We start from the raw sequence: 23240 nt of genomic DNA on the forward strand, positions 1-23240 counted from the left end.
GGGTCAGATCACTCCGTTCGCCTTGAGCAGCGCCAGTTCCTCTTGGGAAAGCCCGAGTTCGCTCCCGTACACCTCTTCGTTGTGCTCGCCGAGCAGCGGCGAAGAGGTGATCTCCACCGGGGAGTCGGAGAGCTTCATGGGCGAGCCGACGGTGGTGAAGGTGCCGCGCTCGGGGTGCTCGACCTGGACGATCATGCCGTTGGCGGCCAGCGACTCGTCCTCGATGATCTCCTTGGTGGAGAGGATCGGACCGCACGGGATGTTGTGGGCGTTGAGCGCCCCCAGCACCTCCCACTTGGGCAGCGTGGCCGACCACTCCTCGATCAGCTGGAACATCTTGTCCAGCTTCGGCAGCCGCGCCTCCGGGGTGTTCCAGTCCGGGTCCTCGGCCAGCTCGGGCCGGCCGATGAGCTTCGCGAGCGGCTCCCAGCCGACCGGCTGCACGATGACGTAGACGTAGTCGTTGGGGCCGCCGGGCGCGCACTTGACGGCCCAGCCAGGCTGTCCGCCGCCGGAGGCGTTGCCCGAGCGCGGCACTTCCTCACCGAAGTCGTCGTTCGGGTACTCGTTCAACGGGCCGTGGGCCAGCCGCTGGTGGTCGCGCAGCTTCACGCGGCACAGGTTCAGCACCGAGTGCTGCATGGCCACCGTCACCCGCTGCCCGCGCCCGGTCCTCTCGCGCTGGAGGAGCGCCGCGAGGATGCCGGTCACCAGATGCACGCCGGTGCCCGAGTCGCCGATCTGCGCGCCGGTGGCCGTGGGCGGGCCGTCCTCGAAACCGGTGGTGGACATGGAGCCGCCCATTGCCTGGGCGACGACCTCGTACGCCTTGTAGGAGGTGTACGGGCCCTCGCCGAAGCCCTTGATGGAGGCGAAGACCAGTCGCGGGTTGATCTGTTTGATGCGGTCCCAGGTGAACCCCATCCGGTCGACCGCGCCAGGCCCGAAGTTCTCGACCATCACGTCGCTGCGCCGGATCAGCTCGGTGAGCAGCTCCTTGCCGCGGTCGGTCTTGGTGTTGAGGGTGATGCTGCGCTTGTTGCAGTTCAGCATCGTGAAGTAGAGGGAGTCGACGTCCGGGACGTCCCGCAGCTGCTTGCGGGTGATGTCGCCGCTCGTCGCCTCCACCTTGATCACGTCGGCGCCGAACCAGGCCAGCAACTGCGTGGCGGAGGGGCCTGACTGTACGTGCGTCATGTCGAGGACGCGTACGCCGTCGAGTGCCTTGGTCGTCACTGTGGTCACCTCACTTGTCCGTGGTGGGTCCGTGGTTCCGGGACACAGGCGTGCGGGTCGCACCGGATGTTCGGGGTGGCGGCCTGTGTGACCGGAGGAAAGAGCGCAACGAACCTCCTCGCCGTGGCTGCCCGGCGTGCGGGCCGACTGGCCGTACGACTGCGGGGCCCAGAGCAACGAATACTGTATGCAATACGTGGGTGTCCAGGGCCGCGCGGGAAGTTCCAGGTGTGACGCAAGGGGCGTACCACGTCCGGTGACTTCGCATCAGATCGCGTTACCTCGAGGGGGGTTCGCAGCCGAGCACCGAAGGAATACTGTATGCAATCAGCACGGCGGACGCGACCCCGCGACCGCCTTCCGAGTCGTGCCCGACAGCCGTCGCACACCACTCCGCCAAGACTCCAGGGGGCGCCCCATGTCGTACCGCACCGGCCTCTCCCACGTCATGACCAGCGTCATCGAACCCTGCGCCGAGCAGGCCGGCAGTCGCGGACGGTTCCCCCGCGCCTCCGTGCGCGCGCTGGGCCGGGCCGGCCTCCTGGGACTCACCGTCTCCGCCGAAGCCGGCGGCGGGGGCCGGGGCCCGGCCGAGGCCGCCGAGGTGGTGCGGGAGATCTCCCGCGTCTGCCCGGCCACCGGAGCCGTACTGCGCTCCCACTACGCGGCCGTCGCCGTCATCGACGCCTACGGCAGCCCCTGGCTGCGCCGGAGGATCGCCGCCGGAGAGCATCTGAGCACACTGGCGCTGACGGAGGCCGGCGAGAGCGCGACAGCGGCGCCGGCTCCCGGGACGCGCTCGACGGCGACCCGCACCGGAGAGGTCGTGGCGCTCAGCGCGCGCAAGCGCGACGTGGTCGGGGCGGCGGAGGCGGACAGCTACCTCTGGTCCTCCCGGCCCGTCGACGGGCGCGACGGGATGACGCTCTGGCTCGTACCGGCGGACGCCGCGGGCCTGTTCGTCCCGGCCCGGCCGGACGGCGCGGGTCCGCGCGGCAGCGCGACCTCCACGGTCTGCGCCGATCCCGTCCTGGTCCCGGCGGGGGCGATGCTCGGGCCGAACGGCGGCGGGCTCGACCTCGTACTGGGCTCCGTCCTGCCGTGGCTGGCCGCGACGCCCGTGGCGAGCGGGCCCGACCGCGCGCCGGAGGCCACCGTCCGGGACCGGGGCGGCACGGCCGTCCCGGCCGCCGGGGAAAAGCTGCCGGCTTCGTGACCACCGGAGGAACAACCGGGAGGCTACGGACGGTAGACCGTATACAGTCTACGTGTATACGCTGCGCCGCGGCAGGACTCTCGCGCTCGACGGTGAGGTGGAGCGATCATGACGACAAGCGTGCGTGATGTGCCGACGGAAGCCACGATCAGCGCGATCGTGGCCGCCCATCGAGGCCAACGCGGCCCCCTGCTGGCGATACTGCACGCCGTCCAGGCCGAACTCGGGCACGTACCGGACGAGGCGATCGCGCAGCTCGCCCGGGAACTCAACCTCTCCCGCGCCGACGTGCACGGAGTGGTCTCCTTCTACCACGACTTCCGCCGCGAGCCGGCCGGCCGTACGACGGTACGCATCTGCCGTGCCGAAGCCTGCCAGGCCCTCGGCGCCGACGCGCTCATGGCCCGCGCCCGCGAACGGCTCGGCATCCCGCCGGGCGACACGACAGTGGACGGTGCCGTCACCGTCGAGCAGGTCTTCTGCCTCGGCAACTGCGCCCTCGGGCCCTCCGTCCAGATCGACGGCACGGTGCACGGCCGGATGAGCCCGGACCGACTGCACGCACTCCTCGACGAGGCGGTCTCCTCATGACAGTCGTACCGGACTCCCCCGTGACGGTGTACGTCCCCCGCGACTCGGCCGCGAGATCCGTCGGCGCCGACGCGGTCGCGGACGCCGTACGCCGGGCCGCCGCCGAACAGGGGCGGCCGGTCGAGGTGGTACGCAACGGCTCCCGGGGCATGCTCTGGCTGGAGCCGCTGGTCGAAGTGGTGACGCCGCACGGCCGGATCGGCTACGGGCCCATCGCCCCCGCGGACGTCGCGGACCTCGTCGCCGCGGGCATGCTCGACGGTGCCGACCATGCCCGCCGGCTCGGCGTCGTGGACGAACTGCCCTGGCTGACCCGCCAGACCCGGGTCACCTTCGCCAGGGTCGGGATCACCGATCCCCTCTCCCCCGAGGACTACGTACAGCACGGCGGCCTCGAAGGGCTGCGCAAGGCACTGGAACTCCCGCCCGCCGACGTGGTCGCCGCGGTCACCGAGTCCGGCCTGCGCGGCCGGGGCGGCGCGGGATTCCCGGCCGGCATCAAATGGCGGACCGTACTGGACTGCGCCGACGAGCTGAAGTTCATCTGCTGCAACGCCGACGAGGGCGACAGCGGGACCTTCGCGGACCGCATGGTCATGGAGGGCGACCCGTTCATGCTCATCGAGGGCATGACGATCGCCGCGCACGCGGTCGGCGCACGCGAGGGCTACCTCTACATCCGCTCGGAATATCCCGACGCGGTGGCCACGATGCGCGCAGCGATCGACATCGCCCGCGAGCACCACTGGCTCGGTGACCGCGTCCTCGGCTCGGGCCTCTCCTTCGACCTGCACGTGCGGGTCGGCGCCGGCGCGTACATCTGCGGCGAGGAGACCTCCATGCTGGAGAGCCTGGAGGGCAAGCGCGGCATGGTCCGCTCCAAGCCACCCATCCCGGCCCTGCAAGGGCTCTTCGGCAAGCCGACCGTGGTCAACAACGTACTCACGCTCGCCACCGTGCCGGTGATCCTGGACCGCGGCGCCCCGGCCTACCAGGAGCTCGGCGTGGAACGCTCGCGCGGCACCCAGGTCTTCCAGCTCAGCGGCAACATCGCCCGCGGCGGCATCGTGGAGACCGCGTTCGGCATCACCCTGCGCGAGCTGATCGAGGACTACGGCGGCGGCACGCTGTCCGGGCGCCCGGTCCGTACGGCCCAGGTCGGCGGCCCGCTGGGTGCCTACCTGCCCACCTCGATGTTCGACCTGCCCATGGACTACGAGGCATTCGCTGCGGCCGGCGCGATGGTCGGCCACGGCGGCATCGTGGTCTTCGACGACACCGTGGACATGGCAGCCCAGGCCCGCTTCGCGATGGAGTTCTGCGCCGCGGAGTCCTGCGGCAAGTGCACCCCGTGCCGGATCGGTTCGGTACGCGGTGTCGAGGTGATCGACCGAATCGTTTCCGGTGAGCAGCGCGACGACAACCTCGCCCTCCTCGAAGACCTCTGCGAGACGATGACCGAGGGTTCACTGTGCGCCATGGGCGGCCTGACGCCGATGCCGGTGCGCAGCGCGATGACCCACTTCTCCGACGACTTCCTCGCCCGCGATCGACGCGGAACGGTACGGCCCGCGCAGGCGGACGCTGCCAGGACGGAGGGCACGGCATGAGTCTGCTCAAGGAACCCGACTTCGGCACCCCGGAACGTCCCGGGGAGGCAACGGTGTCGGTGGAGGTGGACGGCCTGGCCGTGACGGTGCCGCGGGGCACCTCCGTCATGCGTGCGGCAGCACTGGCCGGCGTCGACGTACCCAAGCTCTGCGCCACGGACAGCCTCGAAGCGTTCGGTTCCTGCCGGCTGTGCGTCGTCGAGATCGACGGACGCAAGGGCACCCCGGCCTCCTGCACCACACCGGTCGCCGAGAACATGCGGGTGCGCACCCACACACCCAAGGTGGAAAAGCTCCGCCGGGGCGTCATGGAGCTGTACCTCTCCGACCACCCACTGGACTGCCTCACCTGCCCGGCCAACGGCGACTGCGAGCTGCAGGACATGGCAGGCGTCGTCGGGGTGCGCCAGGTCAGGTACGGGTACGAGGGCGAGAACCACCTCGACGCCGAGAAGGACGTGAGCAACCCCTACTTCGACTTCGACCCGTCCAAGTGCATCGTCTGCTCGCGCTGCGTACGGGCCTGTGGCGAGGTGCAGGGCACCTTCGCCCTGACCATCGAGGGCCGCGGCTTCGACTCCAGGGTCTCCCCCGGTGCCGGCGAGCTGTTCCAGGACTCCGACTGCGTCTCGTGCGGTGCGTGCGTCCAGGCCTGCCCGACCTCCACGCTCCAGGAACGGTCCGTCGTCGACCTCGGCATGCCCACCCGCTCGGTGGTCACGACCTGCGCGTACTGCGGCGTCGGCTGCTCCTTCAAGGCGGAGCTGCGCGGCGACGAGCTGGTGCGGATGGTGCCCTACAAGGACGGCGGCGCGAACGAGGGCCACTCCTGCGTGAAGGGCCGGTTCGCCTTCGGCTACGCGACCCATCCCGACCGCGTCCTGAAGCCCATGGTGCGCGAGAAGACCACCGACCCGTGGCGGGAGGTCGAATGGGAGGAGGCCATCGCCACCGTCGCCACCAGACTGCGGGACATCCAGCAGCGCCACGGCCCCGGCTCGATCGGCGCCATCAGCTCCTCCCGCTGCACCAACGAAGAGGTCTACGTCCTCCAGAAGATGGTGCGCGCCGCCTTCGGCAACAACAACGTCGACACCTGCGCTCGGGTCTGCCACTCCCCCACCGGATACGGGCTGAAGCAGACCTTCGGCGAATCCGCCGGCACGCAGGACTTCCGCTCGGTCGCCAAGGCCGACGTCATCATGGTCATCGGAGCCAACCCGACCGACGCGCACCCCGTCTTCGCCTCCCGGATGAAACGCCGGCTGCGCGAGGGCGCGGGCCTCATCGTCATCGACCCGCGCCGCATCGACCTGGTGCGCTCACCGCACGTCGAGGCCGCACACCACCTCCAGCTCAAGCCCAGCACCAACGTCGCCGTCATCAACGCCCTCGCACATGTGGTGGTCACCGAGAACCTCACCGACAAGTCCTTCGTCGCGGCACGGTGCGAAGGCTTCGAGGAGTGGGCGGAGTTCGTCGCCCGCCCGGACAACAGCCCGGAGGCCACCGAACCCATCACCGGCGTCCCGGCAGCAGAACTGCGCGCAGCCGCCCGGCTGTACGCGCAGGCGCCCAACGGAGCCATCTACTACGGCCTCGGTGTCACCGAGCACAGCCAGGGCTCCACCATGGTCATGGGAATGGCGAACCTCGCCATGGCCTGCGGAAACGTCGGCCGCGAGGGCGTAGGGGTCAACCCGATGCGCGGCCAGAACAACGTACAGGGCTCGTGCGACATGGGCTCCTTCCCGCACGAGTTCACCGGCTACCGCCACGTCGCCGACGACGCGGTCCGTACCGTCTTCGAGAACCTGTGGGGCCGCGAGCTGCTTCCCGAACCCGGGCTGCGCATCCCCAACATGTTCGACGCCGCGATCGACGGCGACTTCCGGGGCCTGTTCGTCCAGGGTGAGGACATCGCCCAGTCCGACCCGAACCTGAACCACGTCACCGCCGCGCTCGCGTCGATGGAGCTGGTGGTGGTGCAGGACCTGTTCCTCAACGAGACGGCGAAGTACGCACACGTCCTGCTGCCCGGCGCCTCCTTCCTGGAGAAGGACGGCACCTTCACCAACGCCGAACGCCGCGTCAACCGGGTACGTGCGGTGATGCCGCCGAAGACCGGCAAGCACGAGTGGCAGATCATCTGCGACATCGCCACCGCCATGGGCTACCCCATGTCGTACGGCCACCCCAGCCAGATCATGACAGAGATCGCACAGGTCACCCCCACCTTCCAGGGCGTCTCCTACGAACTGCTGGACAAGCTCGGCAGCGTCCAGTGGCCGTGCAACACCCAGGCGCCGGAAGGCACACCGACCATGCACGTCGACGATTTCACCCGCGGCAAGGGCAGGTTCGTAGTCACCACCTACATACCGACGGACGAACGCACCACCGCGCGCTTCCCCCTGATCCTGACGACGGGCCGCATCCTCAGCCAGTACAACGTCGGGGCGCAGACCCGGCGCACCGGCAACGTGGCATGGCACGCCGAGGACCTCCTGGAGGTACACCCGCACGACGCCGAGGTACGCGGCATCGACGACGGCGACACGGTCCGGCTGACCAGCCGCGTCGGTGAGACCACACTCCGCGCGTCCGTCTCCGACCGCATGCCGCCCGGCGTCGTCTACACCACCTTCCACCATCCCGTGACCGGCGCCAACGTGGTAACCACCGAAATATCGGACTGGGCAACCAACTGCCCGGAGTACAAGGTGACCGCGGTACAGGTGGGGCTGGTCGGCGGTACCCGCGGTGGCACCAGCACTGAGGCAGTCGAGAACGACTCACTGGCGGTGAGGGACTGAATGAGTACCACCACGCCCCTACCGCCGGAATGCCGGCTGGCGAACGACATCGCCAGAGCCTTCCGGCACCTGCCCGACGACCAGGCCGCCGAAGCCGTCGCAAGCCACATCCGCAGATTCTGGGACCCACGAATGCGCACCCGCCTGTCCCGGTTCGCCGCCGAGGGGGCGGCGGGACTGCACCCCGACGTCATCGCGGCGGTGGGGCTGTTGACGGGTCCGGAGGGCTGAGCAGGACGCACCGACGGAACTGCGACTGCGACGCACACTTCAGCCGTTCCAGGACTCCCACAAGGCCCTCTCGTCCGGGCTCTCAGGTGGGCCCCACACCAGCATGCCGTCGATCAGCCCCGGCCTGTAGCCCGGGAACAGCTTCGGATACTCCAGCCTGTCGGCCGTCTCCTCCAGGAACATGGTCAGCGACTTGTCCTCGACCGTGCGCACAGCTGTCTCGCCCCATCCCCCGGTTTCGCCCGTCTCGCCGTCCACGAACCTGCCATGGCTCAGATCCGTGACGCTCCACGAACAGAAGGGAAACCAGGACGGCTGCCACAAAGGCATCCCCTCTTCCTCACCCTCACCGAACCGCTGCACCTGCCGGCGCTGGCTGTCGATATGCCCCTGGTACGACCTCGCCACTGCATCGAGGTCCATCAAGGCCCAGCCATGCTCCGGAAACAGCCCCGCCCCGCGAACATCGAGACTCCCCGCGCACAGCCGCCACAGCGCCCGCAACGACACCGGGACCCGAGCCCCGAGCGCCTCCTCCAACTCGGCCACCTCGCTCTCCGACGCACCGGGCTTGAGCGCGGCATGCGTGGTGGGGGCGTGCCGGCGAAGCCAGGCCTCGATCCGCCGCCAGGCCTCGGTCACCTGCCGCACCTGCACCGCATCCTCAAGCGGCCCCTCCTTCCGGCCGGCACACTCGGGCTCTGCCGTCCGCGCGGGCATGCTGGTCAGCACGTCCACCCTGCGTACCTGCACCGTGCCCTCATCCAGCCCCGGCAGCCCGTAGGCGTAATGAACGTCCAGCCCCGGGCAGTCGTCGAAAGTCTCGCCATCGACGTGGACCACATACATCGACGGCTCCCACCCCGGAGTGCCCAACAACGGATCCTCCGCCAGCCGGCCGCACAGCACCTTCAGCGCGTACGCAACACCCGCCCCCAACCGCGTGCACTGCTCCCGCACATCCTCAGACACCTCAACAGCCATAGCCCCGGCCCCCTCCAGCCATTCCGCACCCGATCGGTGGCGAGGTCGTCAGATTGCCATAAGCAGGGCGGCAGCCCCCCCCCGTGGCGGCTCCCTGACCGCATGGGGCCGGCGGCACATCGCGGTCAATGTCCGCCCACTCGACTCAGGCCTTGCGGGGCTGAAACCGGCCGACCTCGTCGTCACGCCGCCGGACTGACGGACGGCCCTTCACGAGCGCCGCCGGGAGACGGCATCCTGGACACACCCGACTCACAGGAGATGCGATGCGCCACTGGAAGCCGGGCACGCGGCGGCTCCTCGCAGGAGCCTTGGCCGCGTCCGCCGGGATCGCGGCCCTCGCCAGCTTTCACGGTCCTCATGGGGGCGGCGGGGCGGTGGTGAAGCGGCCGACGCACGCCGAGCGGGAGTCCTGGATGACGGAGAAGGAACTTCGGGAGATCCTGCGCAACGACGGACCCAGGGAGTTCAAGTAGAGGCGCGCTCTCTGCTCAAGCTCCCCGGACCACTTCAACTTCCCGGGGTCACTTCAGTTCCCCGGGCCGGGAAGGCGGTTACTCGACGGCCTGGTACACGGAGACCGCCTGCGCACCGTGTTCGGAGGAGTACAGGTGGTTGTCCGTGTAGGTGCCGTCCGGGTCCACGTTGCGATGGCTGTTGGTGCCGACGATCTGCGGCGTGCTGACCAGGTTCTTCACCATCGGGCCGCCGGAAGCGCCGCCACCCATGTCGCAGTCCATCCGGAGCCGCTCGTCCAGCGGGTTCCACTCGGAGGCGTCCACGGTGTCGCCGGCGCAGTACATCTGGTCCTCGCCGCTGAAGTCACTGTCCGGCCGGTTGTAACCGCGGCCGGGGTAGCCGAGGGAGAAGACGAGGTCGTTGTCCGGGGAGTTGGAGCGGAACTCGTACCCGTAGGCGCCGACCTCGTCCTGAAGGTAGCCTCGCCGCGCGTCCTTCTTGACGACCATGGCGCCCATGTCCGCGTAGCGGTAGTCCGGTTCGTCGATCCACTGCTGGGGGACGACGGAGTAGTCCTTCACCCACCCGCCGTACGGGTCGTCACCGCCCTGGGAGCCGGGCAGGAAGATGCTGTTCTTGGTCCAGCCGCCGCTCTTCTTGTCGTAGAGGCAGTGCGCGGCAGTCCACAGCGTGGAGCGGTTCTCGTGCGTGATGACGGACGCCGTGCACTGTGCGGGCTTGCCGTTGGCCTGCTGGAACAGGAGGAGTCCGGTCTGCCGCCACGGCCAGCGGTGCGGGAACGGCGTGCGCAGCGACCGGGACAGCTCGGGGGCGTCGGCGGCCGGCCGCGCCTTCTGGTCCGCGCTCCTGGCGCCCTTCGGGAGCGTCGGGCCGGCGGACATGGACACGTCGGGCAGGTCGGCGCCGCCGGCCGGGGTTCTCTGCTGCCGCGCGGCTGGCGCATGGGCGCTTCCTCCGTCGGCGGGGTGGGCCATGGCCTGGGCTCTGCGCTCGGGTGTCCAGTAGGCGCGCACCGTACTGGGCTTCGCGGTCTCACGGTCGATCTGTACTCCGGGAAGGCGGCTGCCCTCGCCGGCACCGGGCCCGGCGGCCTGTGCGGTGCTGCCGAGGGCACCCAGTAGAGCCGAGGCGGCCATGGCAGCGACGGTGATCCTGATGCTTCCGGCTGTTCTCATGCCGCGAGGAGATCACGCACACGCCTTTGTCATGAACAAGACAATCTCGGCAGGGCTTATTCCGCCCGAACTCTGGCCGACCGCCGGGGGTTGACACCACCGGGCCGCGAACGGTCGCGGCTTTCCCACCGTACGCGACCGTGGTCGAGAGGCCTCGCGGCAGAGGTCACCGTTCCCCAGCCTGCGGCCGGCCGCCCGGCCATCAGCCCGGCGCCCGATTTTCCGCTCGACCGATACCGCAAGAGGGGGGCAGAGTTGGCCACACCCGCGACCTGAGCTCTGCACGGTGCGAAAGCCTGCTTCGGGCGATCCCCCGCGTCGCCCGAAGCAGGCAGCTTGACCGGATACCGCTCCGGGTGGAGTCGGCGTCCGGAGACGGACTGAGTATACTGGCCCGGAGCCAGTCAACGCAGGAGTTACAGAATGTCCCCCCGCAGCGCATCGGTCAACGAAGAATTGCGGCGGCGTTCCCGGGAGCGGCTGCTGCAGGCGACTGTCGAGCTGGTGGGCGAGCGGGGGTACGAGGCGACGACGCTGGGGGCCATCGCGGACCGGGCCGGGTCGGCACGTGGTCTGATCTCGTACTACTTCCCGGGCAAGCGGCAGTTGCTGCAGTCCGCCGTGCACCGGCTGATGCATCTGTCGCTGGAGGCCGGGCTGACCCGGGAACCGTATCCGGACGGGCCGGACGCGGGGCGGGAGCTGCTCGCGCGGGCGATCGACGCGATCCTGGGGCTGGCCCAGGATCGGCCCACGCTGATGCGGACGCACATGGCGGGCATCCTGACCGCCGAGGGCTTCATCCAGTGCCCCGAGCAGCAGCGGCTCGCGCAGCTGCTGCGCGACACGGTCATCCGTTACGGGTCGGCCGATCCGGACACCGACTATCCGCTGCTGCGCGCGCTGCTGATGGGTGCGGTGGTCGCCGTACTGCTGCCGGGCGCGCCGATGCCGGTCAGCCGGCTGCGCGGCGAGCTGTTCCAGCGGTACGGGCTGGACTGGCGGCTCGGGGCGCCGCCCGAGGGTGTGGTGCCGATGGAGGGCGTGGTGCCGACGATGGGGGGCGTGGTGCCGACGGAGGCGGGTTCCGGGGCGGGCCCGCTGTTGCCTGCGGGCCCGCCGTCGATCGTGGCACAGGCGTCGGGAGCGACGCCGGGGCCGGGGCGGCCGCCGGGGTCCGGGCGGCCGCCGGGGTCCGGGCGGCCGCCGGAGACCGAACTACCCGCTGGTCAGCGGTAGTCGGAGACCGCCGGTCAGCGGTAGTCGGGCTGGGTCTGGACGTTCAGTTCGGACAGGTGGACCGAGCGCGCGCTGTCCGTGCGGCGGTCGTCGATCTTCAGGACGTCGAAGCCCTTGGCCATGTCGTTGGAGTAGATGTGGCCGTTGTAGTAGTACGCGGACCAGGAGCCGCCGCCGACGAGGGTGTCGGCGGAGAGCGGACCACGCTCGAAGTAGCCGATCTCCTTGGGCTCGGCGGAGTCGGTGAAGTCCCAGATCGACACGCCGCCCTGGTACCACGCCTGGACCATGATGTCGCGGCCCTTGGCCGGGATGAGCGAGCCGTTGTGCGCGACGCAGTTCTCGGTGTCGGCCTGGTGGCGCGGGATCTTGTAGTAGCTGCGGAAGACCAGCTTGCGGTGGTCGCCCTTGCCGGTGATGTCGTAGATGCCGTCCGCGCCGCGGTTCGGGCCGGTCTTCTCGTTGCAGGTGGCGGCACCTCCGCCGCCCAGCTCGTCGGTGAACACGACCTTCTTGCCGCTCTCGTTGAACGTGGCGGAGTGCCAGAAGGCGAAGTTCACGTTGTCCTGGACGCGGTCGATGACCTTGGGCGCGGCCGGGTTCTTGATGTCGAGGAGGATGCCGTCACCCATGCACGCGCCCGCCGCCAGCTTCAGCTTCGGGAAGGTGGTGAGGTCGTGGCAGCCGGTGGTCCGGGAGACGCCGGGGTTGGTCGAGCCGCCGGGGTTGCCGCCGTCCGGGAAGAGCACGGGGAAGTCGATGACCGCGGCCTGCTCGGGCGCGGAACGCGGCACCTTGATGACGGAGATGCCGTCGTGCGGCGGCCGGCAGTCGGGGAACGCCTCGCTGGGCGAGTACGAGGAGACGTAGACGTACACGTTCTTGCGGTCCGGGGCCAGGGTGTGGGTGTGCGAGCCGCAGGCGGTCTCGACGGCGGCGACGTACTTCGGGTTCTTCTTGTCGCTGATGTCGAAGACCTTCATGCCCTCCCAGGAGGACTTCTCGGTCGCGGGCTGCGTGGTACTGCTGCAGGAGTCGTCGCTGCGCGAGGAGTCGGTGGAGAGGAAGAGCAGGTCACCGGAGACGGAGACGTCGTTCTGCGAGCCGGGGCAGAGGACCTGGCTCACGGTACGGGGCCGGCTGGGCCGGGAGATGTCGTAGATCACGAAGCCGTCGTAGTTGCCGGCGAACGCGTACTTCCCCTGGAAGGCCAGGTCCGAATTGGTGCTCTTCAGCGCGGTCTTGGGGAGATTGGCAAGGTGCCGAACGTTGTCGCTGTGGACGACCTCGTCCACGCCGGGTATCTCACCGTCCTTGATGGCCTCCTTGGTGTCGGCCCGCTGGCCGCTGCTCACTTCCCGTTGCACGGACGGGGTGTCACCCGGGTCCGGGGTGGCGGCGGCCGGTCCGGCCGCGAACAGCGAGGCGAGCAGGCCGCACGCGGCGACGGCCGCGCGGAGGTGACCGCGGCGGCCGAGGGGGCGTGGCAGAAGTGGTCTTCGTACGGTGGGTCTGTGCGTCGACGACGTCACAGCGTCCTCCCTTGGAGTCCATTCGGGGTGGGAACGGTTGTTCTGGCCCCGGAGTTGACCCTGGGTAGTATCGCGCTGCTCATGTACATCTCAATAGGCCGTAAAGAAGATGTCACATATGACCTGCGAGATCAGTGAACGGTCCGGCCGAGAACAGGAGTTCCACCGTGAAGCGTTCCAGGAGAGTCGCCCTCGCAATCGTCGCGGCCGCAACCGCCGCAGTGCTCGGGACCGGCGGATGTTCGGCGGGCGGTGGCGGTGCGACGGACGCGGCTGCCGGTGACGCCGGGCAGCGGGTCATCGCTCCCGGGAAGCCCGGCGAACCGGCGCGCACCCTCTCCGCCGACGAGGCACGCAAGGAGACGGACGATGACTCCCCGAACTCCGCCGACTTCGCATACGTACAGATGATGATCGAGCATCACCGGCAGGCCCTGGTGATGACCGCGCTGGCGAGGAAACACGCCGGGGCGGCGTCCGTGCAGCGGCTCGCCGACCGGATCGACGCGGCGCAGCGGCCCGAGATCGACGCGATGAAGGGCTGGCTGACCAGCCACGGCGGCCCACGCGAGCAGCAGGGTCACGGCGGACACGGGGATCAAGGCAGTGAGCACGGGGAGCACGGGGACCACGGTGAGCGTTCCGATGAGCACGGTGGTGAGCACTCCGCCGCGATGCCGGGCATGGCGACGGAGGCCCAGCTCGACAACCTGCGCGCGGCCCGCGGCAAGGGCTTCGACGAGCTGTTCCTGACGCTGATGATCACCCACCACCAGGGCGCGGTGACCATGGCGACGGAAGCCCTCTCCGACGGCAACAACGTCCGGGTGGAAGAGATGGCCACCGACGTCATCGCCCAGCAGACGGCGGAGATCGACCGCATGCGGAAGCTGACGCCTTAGATCTGTTTGCTGCGCTCATCGGACCAGGGTGCGGTCGCCGTGGCGGTCGGTGAGCCGGCGCCACGCGAGCCGCTCAGCACGGGCGCCGCTGTGCGCGGGCCGTTCGAGGCCGGGACCGGTGTCCGGCCTCCTCTGCGGCGGGTGGGCCGGGGCAAGGCACGTGTTTCGGTGCGTTCTCGTGGGGTTTTGCGCCACTCCAGGGGGCGCAACCGCGCGGTGGCCTCCCCTACCCCGTGCGACGGTGCGATCCTGGAGGTATCCCGCGGAAGGGGCCTCCCAGTGCTTCGTGTCGCAGTGATCGGATCGGGACCGAGCGGGGTCTACACCGCTCAGGCTCTCGTCCAGCAGCAAGCCGTACCGGACGTCGAGGTGTACGTCCTGGACCGGTTGCCATGCCCGTACGGCCTCGTCCGGTACGGCGTGGCACCCGACCACGAGAAGATCAAGACCTTGCAGGGCACGCTCCGGACCGTGCTGGAGCACCCGCGTGTCCATTTCCTCGGCCACGTGGACGTCGGCACGGGCGGGCTCGACCACGCCGAGCTGCGCCGCATCTTCCACGCGGTGGTCTACTGCGTGGGCGCCGCCACCGACCGGCGGCTCGGCGTCCCCGGCGAGGAGCTGCCGGGCAGCCGCTCCGCCACGGAGTTCGTGGCCTGGTACAGCGCGCACCCGGACGCGGCGGCGGCCGGCGCGTTCGCGCTCGGCGGGCAGTCCGCCGTGGTGATCGGCATGGGCAACGTCGCCGTCGACGTCGCGCGGATCCTGGCCCGCGCGGCCGGTGACCTGGTGCCGACGGACGTGCCGCAGCCCGCCCTCGAAACGCTCGCCGGGAGCGGTGTGCGCGACGTCTGGATGGTGGGGCGGCGCGGCCCCACCCAGGCGAAGTTCACCACGAAGGAGCTGCGGGAGCTGGGCGTTCTGCCCGGCGCCGATGTGGTGGTACGCCCGGACGAGCTGGCGATGGACCCGGCGTGCAGCGCCGACCCGGGTGCGCTCCCGGCAGTCGTGCGCCGCAACGTCGATGTGCTGCGTGAGTGGTCGCAGCGGCCCGTTCCCCCGCCGGGCGGCCCACGGCGCCGCATCCACCTGCGGTTCTACTTGCGCCCCGCCGAGCTGATCGGTGACCCGGCGGGCGGGGTGCGTGCCGTGCGGTTCGAGCGGACGGCGCCGGACGGGCAGGGCGGGGTGCGCGGCACGGGGCGGTACGAGGACATCGACGCGAGGCTGGTGCTGCGCTCGGTGGGGTACCGGGGCGTGGCGCAGCCGGGGCTGCCGTTCGACACGGCGACGGGGACGGTGCCGAACGTCGAGGGGCGGGTGCTGCGGGACGGCACACCGTGCCCGGGTGAGTACGTCGCCGGGTGGATCAAGCGCGGGCCGACGGGCGTGATCGGCACGAACCGGCCGTGCGCGAAGCAAACCGTCGGCGCGCTGCTGGAAGACGCCCCGGGGCTGGCCGGGCGTGAGCTGCCGGACGACCCGGTGGCGGCGCTGCGGCGGGCGGGGCAGCGGCCGGTGCCGTGGCCGGGGTGGCTGGGCATCGAGGCGGCGGAGGCGGCCCTGGGCCAGGAGCTGGGCCGTACGACGGTGAAGATCCCGGACTGGGAGGGGCTGTTGGAGGCGGCACGAGCGGGACGGTGAGGACTGCCCCGTACAAGTGACCACTCTCCATGGGTGGCCAATCCATGACCGATCCAGGGGTGACCGATCCACGAGGGCCCCGCTACCCCCGCCCCGTAGGGAAGCCCGCGCTGACCAGGAAGCCGCCGTCGCCCGTCGGGTGGGCAGCGAACGTGCCGCCGAGGAGCAGTGCGCGTTCCCGCAGTCCCAGCAGGCCGTGGCCGCCCTCGGGGAGCGGGTGGCCGGGCTCCTCGGGGGCGGCGGCCGGTGCGGCGGGTCCGTTGCGTACGTCCACGGTCAGCTGCTCCCCTGCCGTGCCGGGGTCCCGTACCTCCGCCGTGACCCGGACCTCGGCACCGGGCGCGTGCTTGCGGACGTTGGTGAGCGCTTCCTGGACGGTGCGGTAAGCGGCGCGTTCGACCGCTTCCGGCCAGGTGCGCGCGTGCGTCCCCGGGGCGTCGCCGAGCACGCCGTCGAGGTCGAGGGCGACCGGCAGGCCGCTCTGCGCGGCCAGCCGGGGCAGGTCGGCGAGCCGGGGCTGCGGAGCCAGTCCGGCGCCCGTGCCGCCGCCGGAGCGCAGCGCCCCGACCATGTGGCGCAGCTCTTCGAGGGTCTTCACGGCGAGGTCGCGCACCGTGCCGGCGCGCTCCCGCGAGGCGTCGTCCCGGCAGGTCACCTGGAGCGCGCCGGCCTGCAGGCTGATCAGGCTCACCTGGTGGGCGACGACGTCGTGCATCTCGCGGGCCAGCCGGGCCCGCTCGGTGGTCACCGCCCGTTCGGCCCGCAGCTCCGCCTCGCGGTGGCGGCTCTCGGTGAGGTCCCGGACGCGGTCACGCAGCTGGCTGCGCATCCGGGCCCAGCGGCCGAACACGGCGGCGCCGGCGCCGAGGACGCACGAGTCCAGCACGTCCAGGACGCTCTGGCGGCCGTCGGCGGGGGTCCAGTCGCCGAGCGGGTACGGGAGGTAGTGCGCGAGGGCCAGGGCCAGGGCGCCCGCGACCACGACGGTGGTACTGGCGCGGCGCGCGGCGAGCGTGCAGAGCGCGATCATCGGGGCGAACCAGATGTACCCGATGTACATGCCCAGCAGCGACACCACGAGGGCGGCCTCGGGGCAGCGGTGCCGGACGAGCAGGACGAGGGCCGACGCGAGCGAGAGCCACAGCGGCAGGCCCGGCTCCGTACCGTTGACGAGGAAGGCGTCCAGCAGGCCGAGGGCCACGGGAAGCACCTGCGTCAGGAGGGCGCGTGCGGGTACGGCGTGCCGGCGGATCCGGGCGACGACGGTCGCGCCGTCGGTCACGGCCGCGCGTCCCCGTACGCCCTGTCCCGCTCCACAGGGCCCACCAGGCCGGCGCGGTCCGCGATCACCGCTGCCTGGACGCGGTTGAGGCCGCCGAGCTTCGCCAGCAGCGCGCTGACGTGGTCCTTGACGGTGCCGTGTGCCAGGTGGAGGCGGAGCGCGATCTCGCCGTTGGACAGGCCCTCGCCGACCAGCGCGAGCACCTGCCGCTCGCGGTCGGTGAGGCCGCCGACGCTGCGGGCCGCGGCGGCGTCCGGCTTGCCGCCGAGGTAGCCGCCGATGACGGCCGGGGTGACGCCGGGTGCGAGCACCCGGCCGCCGTCGGCCAGGACCCGTACCGCGTGCACCAGTTGTTCCGGTGCGGTGTCCTTCAGGAGGAAGCCGGCCGCGCCCTCGTGCAGCGCGGCGCCGAGGTACTCCTCGCCGTCGAAGGTGGTGAGCATGGCGGTCTTCGGCGGGTCCGGCAGGTCGCGCAGCCCGCGCAGGATGGTCAGCCCGTCCACGTCCGGCATGCGGATGTCCAGCAGCAGCACGTCCGGGCGGTAGGCCAGCAGGGTGGCGCGCGCCTCGCCGCCGCCGCAGTCGGCGACCACGTCGATGTCCGGCGCCGAGCCGAGGATCAGCCGCAGCCCGGAGCGGACCAGCTCCTCGTCGTCCACGACCACGACCCGAATCACCCGTGCTCCTCGTTCCGGCGCTGTCCGCCGCCGGCTCCGGCGGCGCTCTCCGCGATCGAGGTTACGGCAGGTAAGGGGCGTCGGAGCGGCACCTGAAGAGGAGATCGGCGGTGTCCGCCCCCGCCGGTCGGCGGGGCGTGCCGAAGTCCGGCGGGGGATCCGCCGGCGGGCCGGGGGCGGCGAGGGTGGCGGGCATGACAGGAAAGCACGCCGCTCCCAAGGCGCGGTCCCGGCGGAGCGGGGCGCTCCGCCGGACCGTACTGACCACCACGGCACTGACGGGCCTCTCGGCCACGCTGGTCGCCGCCGCGCCCGGCTGGGCCGACTCCGGCCGGGCCGCCGCCGGGCACGCCGCCGCGCCCGCCCGCGGTCTGGTGCCGCAGTATCTGAAGCCCGGCCGCGGCGACGCGGACGAGCGGGCCTTCCTCCAGCGGAACCGCCTGCTGGAGCGGGTCTCGGGCAAGCTCAACGGCAGGCTGGACATCCCCGCGAAGATCCGGATGACGGGCCGCTCGTGCGGCAACAGCGACATCGCGTACGACCCGGAGAAGGGCCGGATCGACGTCTGCTACGAGTTCGTGGCGGAGGTCCGGGACATGTTCAAGGACGCCCGGTACGGCAGGGTCGGCGAGCGGACGGCGGGCGTGGTGTCCGAGACGCTGTACCACGAGTCGGCGCACGCGCTGATCGACAAGCTGCGGCTGCCTTTCACGGGGCACGAGGAGGACGCGGCCGACCAGTTCGCCGCGTACAACCTCATCCCGCAGGGCGCCAAGGGGCAGCGGTCGCTGCTCGCCGCGGCGGAGAACTACGACCTGTACGCGCGTCAGGAGGCGGGCCACGTCGACTTCTCCGACGAGCACTCCCCCAGCGCCGCGCGCGCCGCGAACTACCGCTCCTACCTCTACGGCGCCGCCCCGAAGCGATGGGCCGCGCTGGTCGACGGCAAGCACCTCACGCGGAGCCGCTCGGAGTACTCACGGGAGGAGTACCAGGACCTCAGGACGGGCTGGTCGCACCTGCTGCGGCCGCATCTGCGCTGAGGCCGGCCGCGGCCTGCCGCCGGGCCGCTGCCAGCACGGTGTCCAGGAGGCCGGGGAAGAGCTCCGCCAGATCGTCCCGGCGCAGTGCGTTCATCTTGGCCGTGCCGCGGTAGATCTGGGTGATCACACCGTGCTCGCGCAGCACCCGGAAGTGGTGGGTGAGCGTGGACTTGCTGACGGGCGCGTCGAAGACCGAGCAGGAGCACTCCCCTTCGGCATCGGCCAGGACCCGCACGATGCCGAGCCGTACGGGGTCGGCGAGCGCGTGCAGCACGTTCTCCAGCCGGATGGCGTCGCGGCTCGGGTGGGCGAGCACGCGCGGGCCGCCCTCGGCGGGTGTGGAGGTGGCGGCGGGCGGCATGGACGGCTCCTGTCGGTCGGCGCTCCCGGACGGTGCGTTCCCGATGTACGAGAACCATCGTAGTTCTCCACCGGCCGGACCGCCAAGGACGCCCTTAAGGCGCCGCACCCCTTCCGGGTGCGGCGCTTCGCCGTGCCGCTCCGGCGCGCGATTACCGGGTGAACTCGCGCCGGCCCCCTTGCCAAGCCAAGATAGTACGTGTTCGGATTATCTCTGTCGGAGCGCGCAAGGAAGGCACGTCTCCGCAGATCAGAGCATGTACGGCGGGCTCATGACGCATGCCCGCCGCGGCCCCGGGCGGCGCTGTCGCCGCACCTCACGACGAACTCCACGAGCCACACCCGTACGCCCTTGGAGGATTCCGTGTTCGACCTCTCTTCCGTCGATCTCCTCGACGCCTTCACCCGCGAACTCCGTCTGTGCAAGCTCCGCAACGACGAGCACGTCGTGGTCCTCGCCGAGCCGGGCAGCCGCGGCGACTACGTGGCGGCCGCCTTCGGCGCGGCAAAGGCCTGCGGCGCCCATGTCATCGCGGCCACCGTGCCCGGCGGCACCCCGGCGCCGCTGCCCAGCACGCACACCGGCGCAGGCCCCGGACTGACGTCGGTGCTGAACGACACCACCGCCCAGGAGCTGCTGAAATCCGCCGACCTGGTCGTCGACCTGACCCGTGAGGGGTTCATCCACGCGCCCGTGCAGCAGGAGATCCTCAAGGCCGGGACGCGCATCATCTTCGTCTGCGACGCCCCCGAGGTCCTCATCCGCAACCTGCCCAAGGAGGCGGACAAGGACGCGGTTCTGGCCGGTGTCGACCTGCTGAAGCGATCGTCCGTCATGCGGGTCACCTCGGCCGCGGGTACGGACCTGACCGTACGGCTCACCGGCTCCGAGCCGGAGTTCCAGTGCGGTTTCGCGGACGACCCCGGGCGCTGGGACCACTGGCCGAGCACGATGGTGCTGTGCTGGCCGGAGATCTCCGACGGACGGATCGTGCTCGACAAGGGCGACATCCTGCTGCCGTTCAAGGAGTACGTGCGCGAGCCGGTCACCCTCGACGTCGCCGGCGGGCACATCGACAGGATCAGCGGCGGGGCCGAGGCCGACCTGCTGAACACCTTCTTCGACGACTTCGACGACAAGTGGGGACGCAGCCTGTCCCACATGGGGTGGGGCCTGATGCGCACCGCCGACTGGTTCGCCACCGCGATGTACGGCAAGGACGAGCTGATGGGCATGGACGCGCGGGCCTTCGCGGGGAACTTCCTGTGGTCCACCGGACCGCACCCGGTCCTCGGCCGCGAGTCCTACGCGCACCTGGACATCGCGATGCGCGGCTGCACCGTCTCGGTCGACGGCACCGACGTCGTCGTGGACGGCAGGCTCACCGACGACGGCTGACGGGCCCGGCCGCGGCCCCGCGGACCCCGTATCCCGGCAACGCCTTGCCTCACCACTCCCTGGAGGAACAATGGCGCCCAGTCAGTCCTACGAAGTCACCCTCGCCGGCGGCGGCCTCGGCGGCATGACCGCCGCGCTGGCGCTGCGCCAACGGGGCCTGCGGGTCACCGTCCTGGAACAGGCACCGCAGCTCGGCGAGGTCGGCGCGGGCATCCAGACCGCGCCGAACGCCAGCCGGGTACTGCTCGGGCTCGGGCTGCGCCGGCAGCTGGAGGCCATCCATACCGAGCCGCTGGACCAGGTCAGGCGGCGCTGGCAGGACGGCCGCGTGGTCGGCCTCACCTCACTGGGCCAGCACTGCAAGGACCGGTACAACGCCCCGTACTGGCACTACCACCGCGCCGACCTGCACCGCGTGCTCATGGACGCCTGCCTCGACCCGGCCGGGCCGGGCCCGGTGGTCCGGATCCACACCTCCAGCCGGGTCGCGGAGGTGGACCGCTCCGACCCGGCGCGGCCGGTGGCCGTCACCGACGACGGGCGGCGCTACCCCGGCGACGTACTGATCGGCGCCGACGGCATCCGCAGCAGGGTCCGTGATGTGATCGGCGCCCCGGACACGCTGGAGTTCTCCGGGGAGATGGCGTTCCGGGCGCTGATCCCCGGCGACCTCATCGCCGCCGACCCCGCGACCCGCTGGCTGGTCGACCGGTACCAGAGCACCATCTGGTACGGCCCCGGCCGGCACCTGGTCCACTACATGATCCGCCGCGGGGAGTTCCTGAACGTCGTCGCGTGCGTGCCCTGCACGGACGAGGTCGCCGAGAAGTGGACCGTCGCCTCCACACCGCAGGACTTGGTGAACGCGTTCCCCGGCTGGGACGACCGGGTACCCGCGATGCTCTCCAAGGCCAAGGACGACGTCAGCTGCTTCGCGCTGTACCACCGGCGCCGGGACCCGGTCTGGATGGACGGCCGCGTGACACTGCTGGGCGACGCCTGCCACGCCATGCTCCCCTACCAGGCGCAGGGCGCCTCGCAGGCGATGGAGGACGCGGCGGTGCTGGCGGAGGAGCTGGGCGCGGTCAACGGCGGTGAGGTGGAGGCGGCGCTGCGCCGCTACGTCGACCGGCGGGCCAAGCACGCCGGGATGGTGCAGGACGCCTCGCTCCAGAACAAGACCTTCTACCACTTCCCCGACGGCCCCGAGCAGTCCGCGCGGGACGAGACGCTCAAGCGGTTCGACGGCGAGTCCGATCTGTCCTACGAGTGGCTGTGGCGCGGCACCCCGCTGCACGACCCCGACTCCGTCGCCTTCTCCTACCCGTTCGCCCGCTGACAGTTCTTCCGCTCACCCACCGCACCGGCACCCCGCCCCGGACTCAGGAGCGACATGAAGACAGGCGACCGGATCGTCCAGGACCTCCCGTGGAAATGGGGCGTCCAGGGCCGGATCTTCCTCATCGGCGGTCTCGGCTATCTCTTCGACGCGTACGACATCGCGCTCAACGGCTTCCTGATGCCGCTGGTGGGCGCCCACTTCGACCTCTCGCTCGGCGCCCGCGGCCTGGTCGCGACGGCCAATCTGGTCGGCATGGCCCTGGGTGCGGTGGTCTGGGGCGCCATCGCGGACCGCATCGGCCGCAAGAAGGCCTTCAGCGTCACCCTGCTGATCTTCGCGGTGTTCTCGGTGCTCGGCGCGTTCGCCCCGGCCTACCCGGTCTTCCTCGCGCTGCGCTTCCTCGCCGGGATCGGGCTCGGCGGCTGCATTCCCGTGGACTACGCGCTGGTCGGCGAGTTCTCGCCGAAGAAGTACCGGGGCCGGGTGCTCACCGCGCTGGACGCGTGGTGGCCGGTGGGTGTGACGCTGTGCGGCCTGGTGTCCACGGCCCTGCTCCCGCTGGACGGCAACTGGCGGTGGATGCTCGCCACGATGAGCGTGCCGGCGCTGCTGCTCTTCTGGGTGCGCCGCGGAGTGCCCGAGTCGCCGGTGTACCTCACCCGGCAGGGCCGTGAGGCGGAGGCCCGTGCGGTCATCGACGACCTGGTGGCCCGCACCGGGGCGCCCGTCGAGCCGTACGTGATCCCGGCGCCGGTGGCGGTGGAGCGGACCCGGGGGCCGCGCGCCGCCGCCGAACAGCTGGCCAGGATCTGGTCGTTCAGCCCGCGGATCACCTCGGCCGCCTGGCTGCTCTTCGCCACCGTCATGCTCGTCTACTACGCGGCGCTGAGCTGGCTGCCGTCCATCCTGAAGGAGCAGGGGCTCGGCGACACGGCCGCGTTCATGAACACCACGCTGATGAGCGGCGTGGGCATCGTGGGCGTACTGGTCTCCACCGCGCTGGTGGACCTGGTCGGCCGCAAGTGGCTGATCGGCGTGTCGGCGCCGGTCGCAGCCCTCGCGCTGGTGGTCTTCGCGCTGGTGCTGCACCTGCCGGCCGGCTCGCTCGTGGCCATCGGCGTCTTCGGCTTCCTGATGCAGCTGGCCATCCCCGCGATGTACGCGTACGTCGCGGAGCTGTACCCGACACGGCTGCGGGCCAGCGGGTTCGGCTGGGCCTCCTCGGTCAGCCGGGTGCTCACCGGGTTCGCGCCGCTGCTGTTCGGCTCGGTGCTGTGGCCGCTGATCGGACTGCCGCTGACCTTCGCGGTGCTCGCCGTGGCGGTGCTGCTCGCCGTCCTCTGGACGGCGGTCGCGGCCCCCGAGACCAAGGGCGCGGAGCTGGACGGCACCGACCCGGAAGCCCAGGGCGTACCGGAGGCCGCCCCGCGGACCGCGCTCTAGCGGACCGCCCGCCGTCCGCGCGCACGCCGCCCGCCCGT

At 71.0% G+C, this 23240-nt stretch carries 19 protein-coding genes and 1 pseudogene; 13 read left to right on the forward strand and 7 right to left on the reverse strand.

Annotated elements, in window-relative coordinates; genetic code table 11:
• Positions 1-3: 3 nt before the first annotated feature.
• Positions 4-1236 carry a formyl-CoA transferase gene (gene frc / locus ACIGQF_RS01100; RefSeq protein WP_399703770.1) on the reverse strand — a complete coding sequence of 411 codons (1233 nt, stop codon included), beginning with the start codon at positions 1234-1236 and terminating at the stop codon, positions 4-6.
• 418 nt (positions 1237-1654) lie between these two features.
• On the opposite strand from frc, the gene ACIGQF_RS01105 reads away from it, so the two are divergent.
• The 5 genes from ACIGQF_RS01105 (at position 1655) to ACIGQF_RS01125 (ending at position 7700) form a co-directional block, all read left to right on the forward strand.
• On the forward strand, positions 1655-2452 hold the full coding sequence (locus tag ACIGQF_RS01105; RefSeq protein WP_399703773.1) for an acyl-CoA dehydrogenase family protein: 798 nt from the start codon (positions 1655-1657) through the stop codon (positions 2450-2452).
• A 108-nt stretch (positions 2453-2560) separates the two neighbouring features.
• Positions 2561-3043: a formate dehydrogenase subunit gamma gene (locus ACIGQF_RS01110; RefSeq protein ID WP_399703776.1), complete on the forward strand. Its 483-nt coding sequence runs from the start codon at positions 2561-2563 to the stop codon at positions 3041-3043.
• Positions 3040-4653, forward strand: a complete 1614-nt coding sequence (locus ACIGQF_RS01115) for a formate dehydrogenase beta subunit (RefSeq protein ID WP_399703779.1) — start codon at positions 3040-3042, stop codon at positions 4651-4653. The genes ACIGQF_RS01110 and ACIGQF_RS01115 overlap by 4 nt, the downstream gene beginning before the upstream one ends.
• Entirely contained in the window at positions 4650-7469 is a 2820-nt protein-coding gene (gene fdhF / locus ACIGQF_RS01120) for a formate dehydrogenase subunit alpha (protein ID WP_399703781.1), read from the forward strand. Before ACIGQF_RS01115 ends, fdhF begins: the two co-directional genes overlap by 4 nt.
• Positions 7470-7700 (forward strand): formate dehydrogenase subunit delta, encoded by a 231-nt coding sequence (locus tag ACIGQF_RS01125; RefSeq protein ID WP_399703784.1) that lies wholly within the window; start codon positions 7470-7472, stop codon positions 7698-7700. It begins immediately after the preceding gene.
• Positions 7701-7739: 39 nt separating this feature from the next.
• Here the strand turns inward: ACIGQF_RS01125 and ACIGQF_RS01130 are convergent, their stop codons facing one another.
• On the reverse strand, positions 7740-8684 hold the full coding sequence (locus ACIGQF_RS01130; protein WP_399703787.1) for an SMI1/KNR4 family protein: 945 nt from the start codon (positions 8682-8684) through the stop codon (positions 7740-7742).
• Positions 8685-8950: 266 nt separating this feature from the next.
• Between ACIGQF_RS01130 and ACIGQF_RS01135 the strand changes: the two genes are divergently transcribed.
• The gene (locus ACIGQF_RS01135; protein WP_399703790.1) at positions 8951-9160 is read left to right on the forward strand and encodes a hypothetical protein; all 210 of its coding nucleotides are present in this window, start codon (positions 8951-8953) and stop codon (positions 9158-9160) included.
• Positions 9161-9238: 78 nt separating this feature from the next.
• On the opposite strand, the gene ACIGQF_RS01140 is transcribed toward ACIGQF_RS01135, so the two are convergent.
• A complete protein-coding gene (locus tag ACIGQF_RS01140; RefSeq protein ID WP_399703792.1) occupies positions 9239-10339 on the reverse strand; it encodes a hypothetical protein in 1101 nt (366 codons plus the stop codon).
• 423 nt (positions 10340-10762) lie between these two features.
• On the opposite strand from ACIGQF_RS01140, the pseudogene ACIGQF_RS01145 reads away from it, so the two are divergent.
• A pseudogene (locus tag ACIGQF_RS01145) lies at positions 10763-11386 on the forward strand (TetR/AcrR family transcriptional regulator); the annotation flags it as partial.
• Positions 11387-11592: 206 nt separating this feature from the next.
• Here the strand turns inward: ACIGQF_RS01145 and ACIGQF_RS01150 are convergent.
• Positions 11593-13068, reverse strand: coding sequence for an LVIVD repeat-containing protein (locus ACIGQF_RS01150; protein WP_399704742.1), 1476 nt, complete (start codon positions 13066-13068; stop codon positions 11593-11595).
• A 209-nt stretch (positions 13069-13277) separates the two neighbouring features.
• Here ACIGQF_RS01150 and ACIGQF_RS01155 point away from each other — a divergent pair, with 209 nt between their 5' ends.
• Together ACIGQF_RS01155 and ACIGQF_RS01160 are read left to right on the forward strand one after the other, a co-directional pair.
• On the forward strand, positions 13278-14012 hold the full coding sequence (locus tag ACIGQF_RS01155; RefSeq protein ID WP_399703794.1) for a DUF305 domain-containing protein: 735 nt from the start codon (positions 13278-13280) through the stop codon (positions 14010-14012).
• Between the two features lie 279 nt (positions 14013-14291).
• Entirely contained in the window at positions 14292-15656 is a 1365-nt protein-coding gene (locus ACIGQF_RS01160; protein ID WP_399703797.1) for an FAD-dependent oxidoreductase, read from the forward strand.
• Between the two features lie 82 nt (positions 15657-15738).
• Here the strand turns inward: ACIGQF_RS01160 and ACIGQF_RS01165 are convergent, their stop codons facing one another.
• On the reverse strand, positions 15739-16938 hold the full coding sequence (locus ACIGQF_RS01165) for a sensor histidine kinase (protein ID WP_399703800.1): 1200 nt from the start codon (positions 16936-16938) through the stop codon (positions 15739-15741).
• The gene (locus tag ACIGQF_RS01170; RefSeq protein WP_399703803.1) at positions 16935-17615 is read right to left on the reverse strand and encodes a response regulator; all 681 of its coding nucleotides are present in this window, start codon (positions 17613-17615) and stop codon (positions 16935-16937) included. Before ACIGQF_RS01170 ends, ACIGQF_RS01165 begins: the two co-directional genes overlap by 4 nt.
• Before the next feature lie 194 nt (positions 17616-17809).
• On the opposite strand from ACIGQF_RS01170, the gene ACIGQF_RS01175 reads away from it, so the two are divergent.
• Positions 17810-18658 carry a DUF4344 domain-containing metallopeptidase gene (locus ACIGQF_RS01175; RefSeq protein ID WP_399703806.1) on the forward strand — a complete coding sequence of 283 codons (849 nt, stop codon included), beginning with the start codon at positions 17810-17812 and terminating at the stop codon, positions 18656-18658.
• Here ACIGQF_RS01175 and ACIGQF_RS01180 read toward each other — a convergent pair.
• Positions 18615-19019: an ArsR/SmtB family transcription factor gene (locus ACIGQF_RS01180; RefSeq protein ID WP_399703808.1), complete on the reverse strand. Its 405-nt coding sequence runs from the start codon at positions 19017-19019 to the stop codon at positions 18615-18617. The two genes, ACIGQF_RS01175 and ACIGQF_RS01180, sit on opposite strands and share 44 nt — an antisense overlap.
• A gap of 363 nt (positions 19020-19382) precedes the next feature.
• Here ACIGQF_RS01180 and ACIGQF_RS01185 point away from each other — a divergent pair, with 363 nt between their 5' ends.
• The 3 genes from ACIGQF_RS01185 to ACIGQF_RS01195 all read left to right on the forward strand — a co-directional run bounded on the left by ACIGQF_RS01185 (position 19383) and on the right by ACIGQF_RS01195 (position 23202).
• Entirely contained in the window at positions 19383-20417 is a 1035-nt protein-coding gene (locus ACIGQF_RS01185; protein WP_399703811.1) for a hypothetical protein, read from the forward strand.
• Between the two features lie 70 nt (positions 20418-20487).
• Entirely contained in the window at positions 20488-21756 is a 1269-nt protein-coding gene (locus ACIGQF_RS01190; protein WP_399703814.1) for an FAD-dependent monooxygenase, read from the forward strand.
• A 54-nt stretch (positions 21757-21810) separates the two neighbouring features.
• Entirely contained in the window at positions 21811-23202 is a 1392-nt protein-coding gene (locus ACIGQF_RS01195) for an MFS transporter (protein WP_399703816.1), read from the forward strand.
• Positions 23203-23240 lie beyond the last annotated feature (38 nt).

Source organism: Streptomyces sp. NPDC053560 (assembly GCF_044544605.1).
In the GTDB taxonomy this organism is placed as follows: domain Bacteria; phylum Actinomycetota; class Actinomycetes; order Streptomycetales; family Streptomycetaceae; genus Streptomyces.